16 protein-coding genes and 1 pseudogene are annotated in these 14,442 nt (G+C 67.7%); 7 read left to right on the top strand and 10 right to left on the bottom strand.

What is annotated here, in order from left to right:
* Window positions 1-16 precede the first annotated feature (16 nt).
* The gene (locus ACIHA7_RS14560; protein ID WP_397289439.1) at window positions 17-502 is read left to right on the top strand and encodes an NUDIX domain-containing protein; all 486 of its coding nucleotides are present in this window, start codon (window positions 17-19) and stop codon (window positions 500-502) included.
* 7 nt (window positions 503-509) lie between these two features.
* Here the strand turns inward: ACIHA7_RS14560 and ACIHA7_RS14555 are convergent, their stop codons facing one another.
* The gene (locus tag ACIHA7_RS14555) at window positions 510-1,346 is read right to left on the bottom strand and encodes a phosphoribosylaminoimidazolesuccinocarboxamide synthase (RefSeq protein ID WP_397289437.1); all 837 of its coding nucleotides are present in this window, start codon (window positions 1,344-1,346) and stop codon (window positions 510-512) included.
* Window positions 1,347-1,458: 112 nt separating this feature from the next.
* On the opposite strand from ACIHA7_RS14555, the gene pepN reads away from it, so the two are divergent.
* Complete coding sequence (pepN, locus tag ACIHA7_RS14550; protein WP_397289434.1) at window positions 1,459-4,038, top strand: aminopeptidase N; 2,580 nt, start codon at window positions 1,459-1,461, stop codon at window positions 4,036-4,038.
* 63 nt (window positions 4,039-4,101) lie between these two features.
* On the opposite strand, the gene ACIHA7_RS14545 is transcribed toward pepN, so the two are convergent.
* From ACIHA7_RS14545 to ACIHA7_RS14530, 4 genes are all read right to left on the bottom strand, one after another.
* On the bottom strand, window positions 4,102-4,905 hold the full coding sequence (locus tag ACIHA7_RS14545; RefSeq protein ID WP_397289432.1) for an NAD(P)H-binding protein: 804 nt from the start codon (window positions 4,903-4,905) through the stop codon (window positions 4,102-4,104).
* A 179-nt stretch (window positions 4,906-5,084) separates the two neighbouring features.
* Window positions 5,085-5,549, bottom strand: coding sequence for a DUF5130 domain-containing protein (locus tag ACIHA7_RS14540; protein WP_397289430.1), 465 nt, complete (start codon window positions 5,547-5,549; stop codon window positions 5,085-5,087).
* A complete protein-coding gene (locus tag ACIHA7_RS14535; protein WP_397289428.1) occupies window positions 5,536-5,841 on the bottom strand; it encodes a hypothetical protein in 306 nt (101 codons plus the stop codon). Before ACIHA7_RS14535 ends, ACIHA7_RS14540 begins: the two co-directional genes overlap by 14 nt.
* Window positions 5,842-5,912: 71 nt before the next feature.
* Window positions 5,913-6,284: a MerR family transcriptional regulator gene (locus tag ACIHA7_RS14530; RefSeq protein WP_397289425.1), complete on the bottom strand. Its 372-nt coding sequence runs from the start codon at window positions 6,282-6,284 to the stop codon at window positions 5,913-5,915.
* A gap of 59 nt (window positions 6,285-6,343) precedes the next feature.
* Here ACIHA7_RS14530 and ACIHA7_RS14525 point away from each other — a divergent pair.
* A pseudogene (locus ACIHA7_RS14525) lies at window positions 6,344-7,042 on the top strand (alpha/beta fold hydrolase); the annotation flags it as partial.
* Window positions 7,043-7,159: 117 nt separating this feature from the next.
* Here the strand turns inward: ACIHA7_RS14525 and ACIHA7_RS14520 are convergent.
* Both ACIHA7_RS14520 and ACIHA7_RS14515 read right to left on the bottom strand, forming a co-directional pair.
* Window positions 7,160-8,761, bottom strand: a complete 1,602-nt coding sequence (locus tag ACIHA7_RS14520; protein ID WP_397289423.1) for a glycoside hydrolase family 13 protein — start codon at window positions 8,759-8,761, stop codon at window positions 7,160-7,162.
* 134 nt (window positions 8,762-8,895) lie between these two features.
* A complete protein-coding gene (locus ACIHA7_RS14515) occupies window positions 8,896-9,321 on the bottom strand; it encodes a globin (protein WP_397289421.1) in 426 nt (141 codons plus the stop codon).
* Between the two features lie 232 nt (window positions 9,322-9,553).
* On the opposite strand from ACIHA7_RS14515, the gene ACIHA7_RS14510 reads away from it, so the two are divergent.
* On the top strand, window positions 9,554-10,258 hold the full coding sequence (locus ACIHA7_RS14510) for an HNH endonuclease (RefSeq protein WP_397289419.1): 705 nt from the start codon (window positions 9,554-9,556) through the stop codon (window positions 10,256-10,258).
* Here ACIHA7_RS14510 and ACIHA7_RS14505 read toward each other — a convergent pair.
* The gene (locus tag ACIHA7_RS14505) at window positions 10,255-10,824 is read right to left on the bottom strand and encodes a helix-turn-helix domain-containing protein (protein ID WP_397289417.1); all 570 of its coding nucleotides are present in this window, start codon (window positions 10,822-10,824) and stop codon (window positions 10,255-10,257) included. The two genes, ACIHA7_RS14510 and ACIHA7_RS14505, sit on opposite strands and share 4 nt — an antisense overlap.
* Window positions 10,825-10,903: 79 nt before the next feature.
* On the opposite strand from ACIHA7_RS14505, the gene ACIHA7_RS14500 reads away from it, so the two are divergent.
* On the top strand, window positions 10,904-11,647 hold the full coding sequence (locus ACIHA7_RS14500) for an AzlC family ABC transporter permease (protein WP_397289415.1): 744 nt from the start codon (window positions 10,904-10,906) through the stop codon (window positions 11,645-11,647).
* Window positions 11,644-11,955 (top strand): AzlD domain-containing protein, encoded by a 312-nt coding sequence (locus tag ACIHA7_RS14495; RefSeq protein ID WP_147128886.1) that lies wholly within the window; start codon window positions 11,644-11,646, stop codon window positions 11,953-11,955. Before ACIHA7_RS14500 ends, ACIHA7_RS14495 begins: the two co-directional genes overlap by 4 nt.
* 95 nt (window positions 11,956-12,050) lie before the next feature.
* Here ACIHA7_RS14495 and ACIHA7_RS14490 read toward each other — a convergent pair whose 3' ends face one another.
* Window positions 12,051-12,851 (bottom strand): TetR/AcrR family transcriptional regulator C-terminal domain-containing protein, encoded by an 801-nt coding sequence (locus ACIHA7_RS14490; protein ID WP_397289412.1) that lies wholly within the window; start codon window positions 12,849-12,851, stop codon window positions 12,051-12,053.
* 47 nt (window positions 12,852-12,898) lie between these two features.
* On the opposite strand from ACIHA7_RS14490, the gene ACIHA7_RS14485 reads away from it, so the two are divergent.
* Window positions 12,899-13,606 carry a VOC family protein gene (locus ACIHA7_RS14485; protein WP_397289410.1) on the top strand — a complete coding sequence of 236 codons (708 nt, stop codon included), beginning with the start codon at window positions 12,899-12,901 and terminating at the stop codon, window positions 13,604-13,606.
* Between the two features lie 161 nt (window positions 13,607-13,767).
* Here the strand turns inward: ACIHA7_RS14485 and ACIHA7_RS14480 are convergent, their stop codons facing one another.
* On the bottom strand, window positions 13,768-14,433 hold the full coding sequence (locus tag ACIHA7_RS14480) for a hypothetical protein (RefSeq protein WP_397289408.1): 666 nt from the start codon (window positions 14,431-14,433) through the stop codon (window positions 13,768-13,770).
* Window positions 14,434-14,442: the final 9 nt, after the last annotated feature.

Here is a 14,442-nt window from a genome sequence, read left to right as displayed (position 1 = left end):
CGGCAGACTGCATGGGGTGACGGATAAGACCAGTGCGGGCGTTTTGGTGTTCCGGCGGCGCGACGGCGCGGACGTCGAGGTGCTGATCGGGCATATGGGTGGGCCGTTCTTCGCGCGCAAGGACAGCGGCGCGTGGTCCATTCCGAAGGGCGAGTACGAGCCGGAGCTGGAGGACGCGCGGGCGGCGGCCAGCCGCGAGTTCCACGAGGAGCTCGGCCTGTTCGTGCCGCCCGGCGACTGGATTCCGCTCGGCGACGTGCGGTACGGCAGCGGCAAGGGAAAGAAGACGGTGACCGTCTGGGCGGTCGAGGGCGACCTGGACCCGGCCGACGTGGTGCCGGGAACCTTCGAGATGGAGTGGCCGCCGCGGTCCGGTCGGATGGCGAGCTTCCCGGAGATCGACCGCGCCGGCTGGTTCGACCTGACCACCGCGCACGACAAGCTCGGCACCGGCCAGCGGCCGTTCCTCGACCGGCTGAAGGACTACCTCAGCCAGGCCTGAGTTCGCCCTACTGCGACACACCCGTCCAGGGGCGACCGGTGACGAGTTCGTAAGCCTCCCGGTACTTCTGGCGGGTGACCTCGACGATGTCGGCGGGGATCTCCGGGCCGGGAGGCTCCTTGTCCCAGCCGGTGGAGGTCGCCCAGTCGCGGACGAACTGCTTGTCGAAGGAGCGCTGCGCGCGGCCCGGCTCCCATTCGGCGGCCGGCCAGAAGCGCGACGAGTCGGAGGTCAAGACTTCGTCGCCGAGGGTGAGAGTTTCACCGTCCCAGCCGAATTCGACCTTCGTGTCGGCGACGATGACGCCGCGCTCTGCGGCGTGCGCCGCACCGCGGGAGTAGATGTGCAGGGTCAGATCGCGCAGTTTCTCGGCGACCTCGCGGCCCTCCTGGTGCACCACGTCCGCGAAGGTGATGGACTCGTCGTGCCCCTCGGACGCCTTGGTGGTCGGCGTGAAGATCGGCTCGGGCAGCTTGTCGCCCTCGCGCAGGCCGGGCGGCAACGCGACACCGGACACCGAGCCTTCCCGCTGGTACTCCTTCAACCCCGAGCCGACCAGGTAACCGCGGGCGATGCACTCGACCTGCACCATCTTCAGCGGCTTGACCCGGATCGCGCGGCCGGCGAGCTCGGCGGGCACGTCGGTGGCCGAGACCACGTGGTTGGGCACGTCGGTGAAGTAGTCGAACCACCAGTTGGACAGCTGGGTCAGCAGCGCACCCTTGTCCGGAATCGGCGTCGGCAGCACCACGTCGTAGACCGAGACCCGATCGGACGCGACGAGCAGCAGGGTGTCGCCGTCCTCGTAGAGGTCGCGCACCTTGCCTGCGTGCACATGCTTCACTCCGCAGCTCCGATCCTGGATAGGGTTCAGTAAAAAGTCCCGCGCGGGCAACCTTACCCAGGTGGCATCGTGGGGAACGCCCGAGCTAGTTCTTCGAACCCGAAGGAGCCCTATGTCCGCACCGAACCTGACTCGCGACCAGGCGATCGAACGCGCGTCGACAGTGCAGGTCGATAACTACCGCATCGACCTGGACCTGACCGACGGTGCGGGCAAACCGGGCGAGCAGACGTTCTTCTCCCGGACCACGGTCACCTTCACCGCGACGCCGGGCGCGAGCACCTTCATCGACCTGGTGGCCCGCGGCGTGCGGTCGGCGGTGCTCAACGGCACCACGCTCGACGTCTCCGGCTACGACGAGTCCACCGGGATCACGCTGCCCGATCTGGCCGAGCGCAACGAGCTGGTGGTGGAGGCCGACTGCGAGTACTCGAACACCGGCGAGGGTCTGCACCGCTTCGTCGACCCGACCGACGACTCGGTCTACCTGTACTCGCAGTTCGAAACCGCCGACGCCAAGCGGATGTTCGCCTGCTTCGACCAGCCGGATCTGAAGGCCACGTTCGACATCAGTGTGACGGCGGCGCCGGAGTGGAAGGTCATCTCCAACGGCGCGGTCGTGGAAACCCTTGCGGCCGAACCCGGTAAGCACGTCTTCCGTACCACGCCGAAGATGAGCACCTACCTGGTGGCGCTCATCGCGGGCCCGTACGCGCAGTGGACAGACGTCTACACCGACGAGCACGGCAGCATCCCGCTCGGGATCTATTGCCGCGCTTCGCTCGCCGAGTTCATGGACGAACAGCGGCTGTTCACCGAGACCAAGCAGGGATTCGGCTTCTACCACAGCAACTTCGGCGTTCCCTACGCGTTCGGCAAGTACGACCAGCTGTTCGTGCCCGAGTTCAACGCGGGCGCGATGGAGAACGCGGGCGCGGTGACCTTCCTGGAAGACTACGTCTTCCGCTCCAAGGTGACCCGCGCGTCCTACGAGCGGCGCGCCGAGACCGTGCTGCACGAGATGGCGCACATGTGGTTCGGCGACCTGGTCACCATGAAGTGGTGGGACGACCTGTGGCTGAACGAGTCGTTCGCCACCTTCGCGTCGGTGCTGTGCCAGGCCGAGGCGACCGAATACACCAGCGCCTGGACGACTTTCGCGAATGTGGAGAAGTCCTGGGCCTACCAGCAGGACCAGCTGCCCTCCACCCACCCGATCGCGGCGGACATCCCGGACCTGGCCGCCGTCGAGGTGAACTTCGACGGCATCACCTACGCCAAGGGCGCGAGCGTGCTGAAGCAGCTGGTCGCCTATGTGGGGCTGGAGCCGTTCCTGGCGGGTCTGCGGGCCTACTTCGCCGAGCACGCCTACGGCAACGCCACCTTCGACGATCTGCTCGCGGCGCTGGAAAAGTCTTCCGGCCGTGACCTTTCCGACTGGGGCGCGCAGTGGCTCAAGACCACCGGCCTGAACACCCTGCGCCCCGACTTCACGGTCGACGGCGACGGCAACTTCACCTCGTTCGCCGTCCTTCAGGGCGGCGCGGAGCCGGGCGCCGGTGAGCGGCGCGTGCACCGGCTCGCCATCGGCGTCTACGACGACCAGGACGGAAAGCTGGTGCGCACCAAGCGCGTCGAGCTCGATGTCCAGGCGGCCGAGCGCACCGAGGTGCCCGAGCTGGTCGGCGTGGCGAGCGGGCAGTTCGTGCTGATCAACGACGACGATCTGACCTACTGCTCGGTGCGTCTGGACGCCGGATCGCTGGACGTGCTCGTCAACCGGATCGCCGATATCGCCGAGCCGCTGCCGCGCACCCTCGCCTGGTCGGCGGCCTGGGAGATGACCCGGCAGGCCGAGTTCCGGGCGCGTGACTTCCTCGCGCTGGTCCAGCGCGGCGTCGGCGCGGAGTCGGAAATCGGTGTGGTGCAACGGCTTCTGATGCAGGCGAATCTGGCGCTGCGCAGCTATGCCGACCCGGAGTGGTCGGCGAGCACCGGCTGGACCGTGTACGCCGATCGGCTGCTCGAGCTCGCGCGCGAGGCCGAGGGCGGCTCGGATCATCAGCTGGCCTTCGTCAACGCGCTCGCTTCGGCCAAGCTGTCCGCCTGGCACACCGAGGTGTTGCGGGAACTGCTCGACGGCGACCCCGCGAAGGTCGGTCTTGGTGGGCTGGTGATCGACACCGACCTGCGCTGGCGTCTGGTGATCGCGCTGGCGGCGGCGGGCGAGATCGACGCCGACGGCCTCGACACCCCGTTCATCGACCAGGTGCTGGCCAAGGATCCGACCGCGGCGGGCAAGCGCCATGCCGCCACCGCGGCGACCGCGCGACCGATCGCGGCGGTGAAGGAGCAGGCCTGGACCACGGTGGTGGAGGACGACACCATCTCCAACATCACCGCCCGCGCGATCGCCGCGGGCTTCGCGCCGGCCGGTCAGTCCGAGTTGCTCGCGCCCTACGTGGATCGGTACTTCGCGGCGATCCCGGGCGTGTGGGAGCGGCGCTCCAGCGAGGTCGCCCAGACCGTGGTGGTCAACCTCTACCCGAGCTGGGCGATCAGCGACGACGCGGTCGCCGCCGCCGACAAGTTCCTGGCCGGTGAGCACCCGCCCGCGCTGCGCCGACTGGTGATCGAGGGCAAGGCCGGCGTCGAACGCGCCCTGCGCGCACGGGTATTCGACAACCGGTAGCGGACCATGATCGACGGGGCATGCGGCGCGACGTATGCCTGCGTGCCCCGTTGACCATGAATGTCACTGAAAGAGAGCCGTATTGGCGGCGGCCCACTGGGCGAAGGTGGTGGCGGGGGCGCCGGTGAGATCGGCGATGAGGGTGTTCGCCTGCTGCGGGTGCTCGACCATGGTGGCGAGGCCGTCGACGTACCATTCGGCGTATTCGCCCATGACCGGCGTCAGGTGTTGAATCGCCTCCTCGCGTGACACTTTCACCATCCTCAGCGGGCGGCCCAGTGCCGTGCCGAGCTGGTTGATCTTCTCGGCTCTGGTCAGTGTCTCCGGCCCGGTGAGTTCGTAGGCTTTGCCTGCGTGCCCGTCGGACAGCAGCACGGTCGCGGCGACGCGGGCGATGTCGTCCATCACCAGCGGTGCGTTGGCGGCCTCCGGGTAGGCGTCCGGCAGCACGTCACCGGCCCGGATCTGGTCGGCCCAGATGGTGGCGTTCTCGGTGAACTCGCCTGCGTAGAGGTGCGTCCAGTCGAGCCCGGAGTTCTCCACCGCCCGCGCGATCGGCTGCCAGTCGGTGTACTCGTTGCCGGACAGATCGACGATGTGCCGGATGCCCGCGGCCTTCGCCGCCTCGACGACCTCGTCGATGGTTTCCAGGACCGGGGCGAGATACACGCGGTCCACCCCCTCGAAAGCGGCGGGCAACGACGACACCCGCTTCAGATAACCCTTGACGACCTCCACCCCGGCCGGGAAGTTCGCCCGCTCCGGATGATTCGACAGCGCCCGTACGTCCTGTGCCCCCGCCGCGAGCAGGTGGTCGACCACCATCCGTCCGATATTTCCGGTAGCTCCTGTCACAAGAATTTTCATCTCACCACCCTGCGCGGCGGGCGCACCGAGCGGCAACCCCGAATTGTGGTGCTTGCGGACAGAAAAATTTCCGCGTCTGGCCCTGGGGTGTGGTGCCCGCAAACGCCACCGGCGCGCTCACCCACTGGGTGAGCGCGCCGGAAGCATCACTCGTGACTCCGCCGCAAGGGCGGGATGGTTCAGCGGCCGATCGCGGCGGCCATCACGCGAACCGCGGAGACCAGGCCGTCGATCAGCTGGCCCTGCCGGAACGAGCTGGACGCTGCGGTGACGCCGAGCTGGCAGACCCGATCGTTCGCACGGTCGGCGACGTCGCGGCCGGAGCGGACCTCGATCGCCTTGTCGTTGGGCGAGACGGCGATGAGCACCGAACGGCTCGCCTCGGGGGTCGAGGGGAAGATCGCGTCCGCGCCCGCGGCCGGATCGGCACCGAGATCGCCGATGTAGACGTTGAAGCGCACCTTCGTCGCGCGGGTCGCCTCGGTGAGCACGTTGTCCATGGCCAGCCGCTCTTCGTCGCTGAACGGGGCCTCCTTGAACACGTCACCCGCCTCGTGCACGCCGGAGACGCGTCCGCTGGTGGTGACCACATACCCGTGCGGCAGGTCGGACTCGACCACCGCGGGCCACTTAGAACTTGCCACTTGCCCGGCCTCCGATCAGCTCCGCCTTGGGGGCGTCGAGCGCCGCATGATGGCCATGCGCCGACTCCGCGTGGTGGCCGTGTGATTCCTCGGCCCTTTCGTGGTGGAATGCGTTCGTCACCTCGTCGGTCGCACTCCACAGCACCGGCGCCGCCGTCCACTGCTGACCGAGGTCGTAGTGGGACGGCTTCTCGCCGGGGAGTGGCTTACCGAGATACGACAATCCGGCAATCGCGCCGTAGATCACCAACGGGATGCCGAGGAAGATCAGCACTGTCTCGAGAATGCTCACGGTCCAACGGTAGACGATGCTCTGTAGTAGTTCCTCTTCTGGTCGTACTGTGACTGTTTCGTGTCGGGTCGCTAGCCGGCCGGGGAAGCCGCTTTCGCGCGCGTCGCCTTCAAATAGCAGGTGAGGATGTCCCTGGTCGCCGCGAGGCAGTCGATCTTCGCCTCGATGGCGGCGAGTTCGCGGCCGAGCACCGCGAGCATGTCCGGGTGCGGCTCCAACTCTGGGGCCGGGCCGTGCGCGCAGGGCAGGATGTCGCGGATCACCTCGGTGGATAGCCCCGCGCCGAGCAGCGCGCGGATCTGGGTGACCACGCCGGGCACGTCGGTGCTGTAGTTGCGATAGCCGTTGGCGTCGCGCTCCGCCGAAATCAGGCCCTGCTCTTCGTAATAGCGCAGCAACCGCGGCTTCACGCCGGTCCGCCTCGCCAGTTCTCCGATCCGCACGAGATCCGCCTCACACCACGATTGACCTTCTCATCCATGTGAGACTTTAGCGTCGCGGCATGACTACTTCCCTCGCCGCCCTCGTCCGCGGTACCGGCCCCGGTCTGCTGCTCGCACACGGGGCGAGCAGCGATATCCAGGACAGTTTCGGGCCGCTGATCGATCGGCTCTCCCGTGAATACACCGTCGTCGGCCCCGACTATCCAGGCTCCGGCGCAACGCCGCGGGCTCACAATCCGCTCACCGCAGACGATCTCACGGACCAGCTGGTTGCCGCAGCCGACCGGGCCGGGCTGGAAACCTTCGCCGTACTCGGCTTCTCCACCGGCTCGGCGATCGCAGTGCGGGCCGCGACCCGCCACCCGGATCGGGTGAGCGCCCTGATCCTGTCCGCCGGTCTGGCGCTGCCCAACCCGCGGCTGCAGCTGATCGTCCGGATCTGGCGTGAGCTGGCCGCTGCGGGTGAGATGCGTTGCCTCGCAGTGTATCTGGCTCTGATCGGCTGGAGTGCGCGGTCGCTCGACGAGCGGTCGGCTGCGGAGCTCGCCACGCTGACCGAGGCGATCGCGACCGGGCTACCCGAAGGCGCCGACGACCAGCTCGATCTGCTCAGCCGGATCGATGTCCGGGCCGATCTCGGCGCGCTCGCGGTGCCGACGCTGGTTGTCGCGGGCGCGCACGATCAGGTGGTCTCCCCCGCGCACGCGCGAGAGCTGGTGTCGGCATCGCAGGCGCGCGGTACGTCGAGCTCGACGCCGGGCACGCACTCGCCGACGAACGACCGGACGAGTGGGCGCGGGCCGTGCTCGACTTCCTCGCCTAGGGCCTGTCGCAAAGTCCGGCCGGAGGCGCCGGATGGGACTTTGCGACAGACCCTAGACCAACCAGGCGGCCGTGTTCGGCGGCAGCTGGCCACCGTCGAGCGCGGCGCTGGCCAGCAGCACGTCACCGGGTGGCAGCTGGGTGGGTGTGTTCGACGCGTTCAGCACACAGACCAGGCCACCCTCGCGGCGGAAGGCGAGACACCCGGGTGGGCTGCCGTACCACTCGATCCGGTCACCGCTGAATTCCGGTCGCAGGCCGCGTAATTCGATGGCCATCCGGTAGAGCGAGAGGGTGGAGCCGAGTTCCTCGAGCTGCGCTTCCACCGTGCGACCCGCCCAGTCGGCCGGCATCGGCAGCCAGGGTGTGCCGGTGGTGAAGCCGAACGGCGGTGCGGTGCCCTCCCACGGGATCGGCACCCGGCAGCCGTCGCGGCCGCGTTCGGTGTGCCCCGACCGCTCCCACGCCGGGTCTTGCAGTACCTCGTCGGGTAGGTCGTCCACGTTCGGCAAACCCAGTTCGGCGCCGTTGTAGATGAATACCGTGCCGGGCAGCGCGAGTTCGACCAGCAGCATCGCGCGGGCCCGCGCCTCGCCCACCGCGCCGCCGCCGTAGCGGGTCACTTCCCTGGCGATGTCGTGGTTGGACAGCGTCCAGGTGGGTGCGGCCGCGACCGGCGCGACCGCGGCGAGCGAGTTGTCGATCGCCGCGCGCACGTTGTCGGCGTCGAAGTCGGTCTTGGCCAGCCGGAAGTTGAAGGCCAGGTGTAGCTCGTCGGGGCGTAGGTACTCGCCGAAGCGCACGTTGTCGTTCACCCACACCTCGCCGATCGACACCGCGTCCGGGTAGTCGTCGAGCACCTTGCGGATGCGGCGGTGGATCTCATGCACGGCGGGGTTGTTGAAGCGCGGATCGTCGTCGTCGTTGGACAGCATGCTGGACTTGGCCACCGCCATGTCGGGCAGCCCGGCCGGTTTCGCCATGCCGTGCGCCACGTCGAGGCGGAAGCCGTCGACGCCGCGGTCGAGCCAGAACCGCAGCGTCTTCTCGAAATCGGCCGCGACCTCCGGGTTTTCCCAGTTCAGATCGGGCTGTTCTGGCGCGAAAATATGCAGGTACCACTGGCCCGGCGTGCCGTCGGGCTCGGTGACCCTGGTCCAGGCGGGGCCGCCGAAGATGCTCGGCCAGTTGTTCGGTGGGGCGTCGCCGCCGGGGCCGCGCCCGTCACGGAAGAGGTAGCGGGCCCGCTCCGGGCTACCCGGCCCGGCTTCCAGGGCCGCGAGGAACCAGGGATGTTCGTTGCTGGTGTGGTTCGGCACCAGGTCCATGGTGATCTTGATCTGGCGCAGGTGCGCCTCGGCGATCAGCTCGTCCATGGCGGCGAGGCCGCCGAACAGGGGATCGATATCGCGCGGGTCGGCTACGTCGTAGCCGCCGTCGGCCATCGGTGAGGTCATCACCGGACACACCCAGAGCGCGTCGATGCCGAGCAGTTCGAGGTAGCCGAGTTTCTCCCGGACGCCGCCGAGGTCACCGACCCCGTCGCCATCGAAGTCCGCGAATGATCGAGGATAAACCTGGTAGAAAACGGCCGACCGCCACCATGGTTGCTTGGTGCGATCCACCGGCACCAGCACGGCGGGTGTATCAGTCACATCTGCAATAGTGCCAAAGTTTTGCGGCAAAAACCCTTAGGCGGAGCAGTGATCTCAACTTCCGGCAAATCGCCAGCGTCCGCCGCGACGCGCCGAAAACCCTCGGCCCGTCCCGGCTCTGACGCCAAACGCCCTCACCAGGGGGCGTTCATCAGCGAATTCGCCGCCATCTCCAGATAGTCCAGCAGCGCCTTGCGATGCTCGTCGTCGAGTAGCTCGGGTTCTATCTCGGCTACGGCGATTCGCATGCAACGCAACCACGCGTCGCGCTCAAGCGGGCCGATGGTGAACGGATGATGCCGCATCCGCAGCCGAGGGTGCCCGCGCTCCTCACCGTAGGTCCGCGGCCCACCCCAGTACTGCTCCAGGAACATGCGCAGCCTGCGCTCGGCCGGACCGAGATCTTCCTCGGGGTACAGGGGGCGCAGCACCTCGTCGGCCGCCACCTCGCGGTAGAACGCCGCGACGATGCGCCGGAACGTCTCCGCCCCGCCGACCGCGTCGTAGAACGACGTCGCCTGTTCTGCCGAAGCCGATGCTGTCTGCTCGCCCGAAGTCATAGACCCTCTCGATTCGCTGGATGCGCCGACGTCCATTGTGCCCGCGCTCGGCATCGACAGCCCACACCGCGGTTTCTCCGGACGGTAAATCGCGGGCAGGCGGCTCTTCAGCCACAGTTAACCGGACATTGTTGAAAATCACCGTGCAATAGCCGACGTTCCATGGTCAACTGGGTGGCAATCTCTGCCGAGCTAACAGCATGATCCTGCCAATCATGAAATTGAGGTCCAGATGAAGCAGCGGCACAGCGCCAGATCACACGAGGCGCGGACACACCGACAACTCCAGCCCGCCGACGTCCACAATCGTGGGTCGGGGGCTACTCCGCTGCACATCTTGTCCGATCATTATCCGGGCGCGCATCACGGTCACGCCGATCATGCGCACCGCTCCGCACCGCCGCACAGTGAGAGTCCGAGCTGGTTGAAGCGCCGGGTGCTGCTTCTGAACGCCACCTACGAGCCGCTCACCGCTCTGTCCGCGCGCCGCGCGATCGTCTTGCTCATCTGCGATAAAGCAGACACCGTCCATCACGACGCCGAGGGTCCGGTCGTCCATTCCGCCGAATCCGCCGTCACGATCCCCTCGGTGATCCGCCTGCGCACCTACGTCCACGTGCCGTATCGGGCCCGCGTCCCGATGACCCGCGCCGCACTCATGCACCGCGACCGTTACCGCTGCGGCTACTGCGGCGGCAAAGCCGAAACCATCGACCACGTCATCCCGCGTAGCCGGGGCGGGGAACACTCCTGGGAGAACTGCGTCGCCAGCTGCGCGCCGTGCAATCACCGTAAGGCCGACAAGATGCTGAGCGAACTGGGCTGGACCCTGCGCTCACCACTGGTCTCGCCGAAGGGACCGCACTGGCGACTGCTCTCCACGACGGCCGATCTGGATCCGGTGTGGCTGCAGTACCTGGGGGAAGGCGCCGCCTAGGTGTATTCGATCACCAGGGTTGCCCAGGTGGCGGGCTCCAGTGCTTCGAAGACGTGTGGGAGATCGCCCGGGTACGAGATGTAGTCGCCCGGGGACAGGTCGACGGGTTCGTCGATCAAGCCGACTTTGGCGCGACCGCTCGCGAGTAGTACGTGCTCGACCACACCTGGAATATGCGGTTCGGAGCGGCGTGCGTGTCCGGGCTCGACGGCGATCCGGAACAGGTCGCGGCGGGAGTTGGGTGGGCTCGCGGCCAGCAGAGTCGCGCGGTAGTCGGACTCCGCGGCGGCGACGACCGGCCCCTCCCCCGCGCGAATCACCTGAACGGTGGGGCGTGGCGGGTCGAGCAGACCAGAGAACGGCATGTCGAGTGCGACGCACAAGGCCCACAGGGTCTCCAGGCTTGGATTGCCGGTGCCCGATTCCAGTTGGGAGAGCGTGGATTTCGCGATACCCGCACGGTTCGCCACCTCGGTGAGGGACAGGCCGGCGCGGGTGCGTTCACGACGTAAGGCGGCGGCGATCACCGCCTGGGGTGTCTGCGCCGGTGAGTCCCGCTGTGCCACTTGCCCTCCCATCGTGTGATCGACCACTCAACAGGAAACCATATTGACGGATCGGTTCGCCGTGTTCACTATAAGCTACATGCGTTCGATATGGCGAACACTCGGGCGGGACACGTTCTCCGGGATCGCGGCGGTATGCCTTGCCGTCGCGGTGATCGGGGTGTCCTACGGCGCGACCGCGGTGACCACCGGCCTGCCTGCCTGGCTGCCCATTGCGCTCGGGATCGTGGTGCTCGCCGGGGGTGCGGAGTTCTTGTTCATCGGGATCGTCGCGGCCGGTGGCAGTCCCATCGCTGCCATGCTGGCCGGGCTGGTGGTCAACGCTCGGCACCTGCCGTACGGGTTGTCGGTGCCCGATGTGGTCGGCACCGGGTGGCGGCGGTTCCTCGGTGTGCACCTGATGAACGACGAGTCGGTGGCGATGTCGCTGGCCCAGCCGGACGCCGACCGGAAGCGAGCGGCCTACTGGGCCTGCGGTTTCGGCGTGCTGCTCGCCTGGCCTGCCGGTGCCGCGCTCGGTGCGCTGATCGGATCCTTCGTGCCCGACACCGCGGCGTTCGGGCTGGACGCGGTGTTCCCCGCGGTGCTGCTCGCATTGATAGTTCCCGCGTTGCGGGACATGACGACACGGCGTGCGGCATTGGTGGGTGCGGTGGCGGCGGTCGCCAGTGCGCCGTTCTTGCCCGCGGGAATGCCTGTACTGGTGGCACTTTCAGGGTTGTTCTTTGTCCGACCGCGAGGCGACAAAGAAGCGTCTGCCGGTACATCGGAAGCTGTTGCACCGAATCGCAATCGCAGCGCGTGTGAATCAGGTGTCGAATGATGCTGATCGCAGGCATGATCGCCCTCGCCCTGGGAACCTACGCCTTCCGCTGGTCCGGCCCCGCACTCCGTGACCGTATCCGCTTCCCCGCCCGCACAATTCAGCTTCTGGAAGTAGGCGCCGTCGTCCTACTCGCCGCTCTGGTGGCGGTCACCGCCCTGCCCACCGCATCCGGCCACTTCGGATTCGCCCTCCCCGCAGGCGTTCTCGTGGCCGCCCTGCTGGCCTGGCGCAAACAACCCATCCTCCTGGTAATCCTCGCCGCCGCAACAACCACCGCCCTCCTCCGCCTACTCGGCCTCCCCTGAGCCAGCTCGGTTCAAACCAAAGCGCCAGCGACGCAACCACAGCATGCGGCACGCCACAGGACAGAGACTTACGCACCTGCCGACTGGCGAAGATGTCAAGTTCGCGGCCGTTCAGTCCAGAGCGAACTCGCCGCCTCTTCGATTCTGGCATCGAGGGAGTCGAGCAGCAGATCGAGACCGTAGGCGAAGCGGTCGAGTGCTCGTTGCAGTAGATAGGGCGCTGCCGACTCCGATACGGCGAACGCACCGGCGGCGTCCAGTGCGGCGAGCACCGGGAATCGACCGGCCATTCGTGCTTCCAACAGCGGCGCCCGCTGCTGCCACCATTGTTCGTCGCTGCTACCGGTCGCGCTGGGCGCCTGCTCGGCGTCTACCACCGCCGACGCGGCCCCGCGCGTGTAGGACTCCACGGCCGCAACGCATTTGACGATGTCGGCCGCCGCCAGGCCACAGTCGGCCAACAGTGCGACGGTGGCCTCATAACGAGCCAGGTAGTTGGGTCCGAACACGGTGCGCGAGGTGGCCACCTGCAGCAGCCAGCGATGAGCACGAAAGGACGCGAGGTCGCTGTGCGCGAGGTCGCGCAGTCCGGCACGCCAACCACCCGCCGCGCTCGGCGGCGGGTGGCTACCGATGACGCGGTCGACCATCAGTTCCAGCAACTCCGCCTTCCCTGGCACATAGGTATAGAGCGTCGCGGCACCGACATTCAGCGTCTGGGCGAGGGCGCGGATCGAGAGCGAGGACGGCCCGGCGTGGTCGGCTTCGGCGATCGCGGCGTCGATAATCGCCGTCAGGTCGAGCCGGTGACGTGGGCCCCGCCGAGGCACCGGCGCTCCGCCATCCCACAGCAACGCCATCGTCCGAGCGGCGTCGCCGCGTCCCGCGTACTCCATGGCCGGAACCTCCTCGTCTAATACTCCGAACACAGTACGATGTTTTCGTGTACGCCGAGACGGTCATTCCCATCCTCCCGTGCCGTGCATTGGATGACATCCTGCCCTTCTATGCCGCCCTCGGCTTCGAGCAGACCTACCGCCAGGATCGGCCGAATCCGTATGTCGCACTGCGCAGAGGCGGGATCGAGTTGCATTTCGGGGCCATCCCGGGATTCGATCCCGCTGAGTCGCTGGGCAATGTCGGCTTGGCCGTCGTCGACCCAGCCGCGCTGTACGCAGCGTTCGCTGCCGGGCTGCGCGCCGATTTCGGTAAGGTGCCGGTTACCGGCATCCCACGAATAACCCGACCACGCAAGAAGCAGGGCATGCCGAGTGGGTTCTCCATCGTTGACCCCGGCGGGAACTGGCTGCGCGTCTTCCGGAAGGACGACCCCGGCGACAACCCTGCGGCACCAGAGAGCCGGCTGGCGCGGACGGTGAAAGCCGCTGCCAGACAGGCGGACTCACATGGAGACGAGAACGCCGCGATCCGAATACTGGAAAACGGGCTGGCACGGCACGCCGACGCACCCGCGGTCCAGCGCCTTCCTGCGCTGGTCTACCTCGCCGAGCTCTGCGTGCGCACCGGCGATCATCGCCGCGCATCCTCGCTACTCGCCGAGGTCGCGGCACTGGACTTGTCCGAAGCCGACCGGGAAACCGTCGCCGCCGACCTGACTATCGCAGACGAACTGGCCGCCGGCCTCGGATAGCCCGCTCGCCAAACCGCCGACGTCTAGTCAGCCACCCCTGACCACCAACCACACCGCTGAGGGCAACCGCCGCGCCGGTTCTCGGGATACGCACTGGCTGTAGCGCCCCTAGCGAGTGCGGATCCCAAGAGATAGTGCGGATCTCGATCCGCCGCGGTGGGTCAGCTCGGGGAGAGGGAGATGCCGCCGCCGCGGCGGCGGGCCACCGAACCGTAGCGGGCGTCTATGCGCAGCCAGGTGTTGGTGGCGCGGACTCGGACGATCTCGGTGGGGAGGATGCGGGCGGGGTCGGCCTTGTCCCCGGAGTGCGGGATGAAATCCATTGCGGTGAGGGCGAAGACGACGCGCATCGGGACCTGCACCTGGACGTCGTCGCTGGAGACGGTCAGCACAGGCTGGTCGAGCAGCGAGGCGGGCGGGCCGTGGCTGCTGCCGTGTTCCTTCGCCAATCGCGCACCCTGCTCGGCGAGTTCGACCAAGGTGCGCGCGGGGACATCGTCGATGTGGGTGAAACCGTCCATCGGCGGCAGCGCGCCACGCCAGGCGGAGTCCATCGAGTAACCGAGGTCGATGGGCAGGCCGGAACCGAGGCCGGCCAGCACCATGTCGGCGCCGACGGTGACATCGTCGACGCCGAGCTCCCCGACGATGGTGCGGACCGCGAGCGCCTCGAAACCCGTTGCCACCCAGGCCGAGACGTGCTGCTCCCCGCGGCGGCGGATACGTACCACCACCGCGGGGTCCAGCCGCAGTGCCCGAGTCAGGAACGTCGCGAGGTTCTCTCGCTCCGCCGGATCGGGCACGTGCAGCACACGCTGTTCCGGCATCACGGCCGT

Origin of the sequence: Nocardia sp. NPDC052316, assembly GCF_044547795.1 — a bacterium.
Taxonomy (GTDB): domain Bacteria; phylum Actinomycetota; class Actinomycetes; order Mycobacteriales; family Mycobacteriaceae; genus Nocardia.
The sequence above is the reverse complement of the archived record's forward strand: the minus strand, read 5'-3'. Positions and strand labels throughout refer to the sequence as shown.

Coding starts and splice junctions, on each gene's coding strand:
- ACIHA7_RS14515 (WP_397289421.1), bottom strand. CDS start 9,321: ATGACTTCGGGCGAGCAGACAGCATCGGCTTCGGCAGAACAGGCGACG.
- ACIHA7_RS14495 (WP_147128886.1), top strand. CDS start 11,644: ATGATGCTGATCGCAGGCATGATCGCCCTCGCCCTGGGAACCTACGCC.
- pepN (WP_397289434.1), top strand. CDS start 1,459: ATGTCCGCACCGAACCTGACTCGCGACCAGGCGATCGAACGCGCGTCG.
- ACIHA7_RS14500 (WP_397289415.1), top strand. CDS start 10,904: ATGCGTTCGATATGGCGAACACTCGGGCGGGACACGTTCTCCGGGATC.
- ACIHA7_RS14545 (WP_397289432.1), bottom strand. CDS start 4,905: ATGAAAATTCTTGTGACAGGAGCTACCGGAAATATCGGACGGATGGTG.
- ACIHA7_RS14490 (WP_397289412.1), bottom strand. CDS start 12,851: ATGGAGTACGCGGGACGCGGCGACGCCGCTCGGACGATGGCGTTGCTG.
- ACIHA7_RS14510 (WP_397289419.1), top strand. CDS start 9,554: ATGAAGCAGCGGCACAGCGCCAGATCACACGAGGCGCGGACACACCGA.
- ACIHA7_RS14480 (WP_397289408.1), bottom strand. CDS start 14,433: ATGCCGGAACAGCGTGTGCTGCACGTGCCCGATCCGGCGGAGCGAGAG.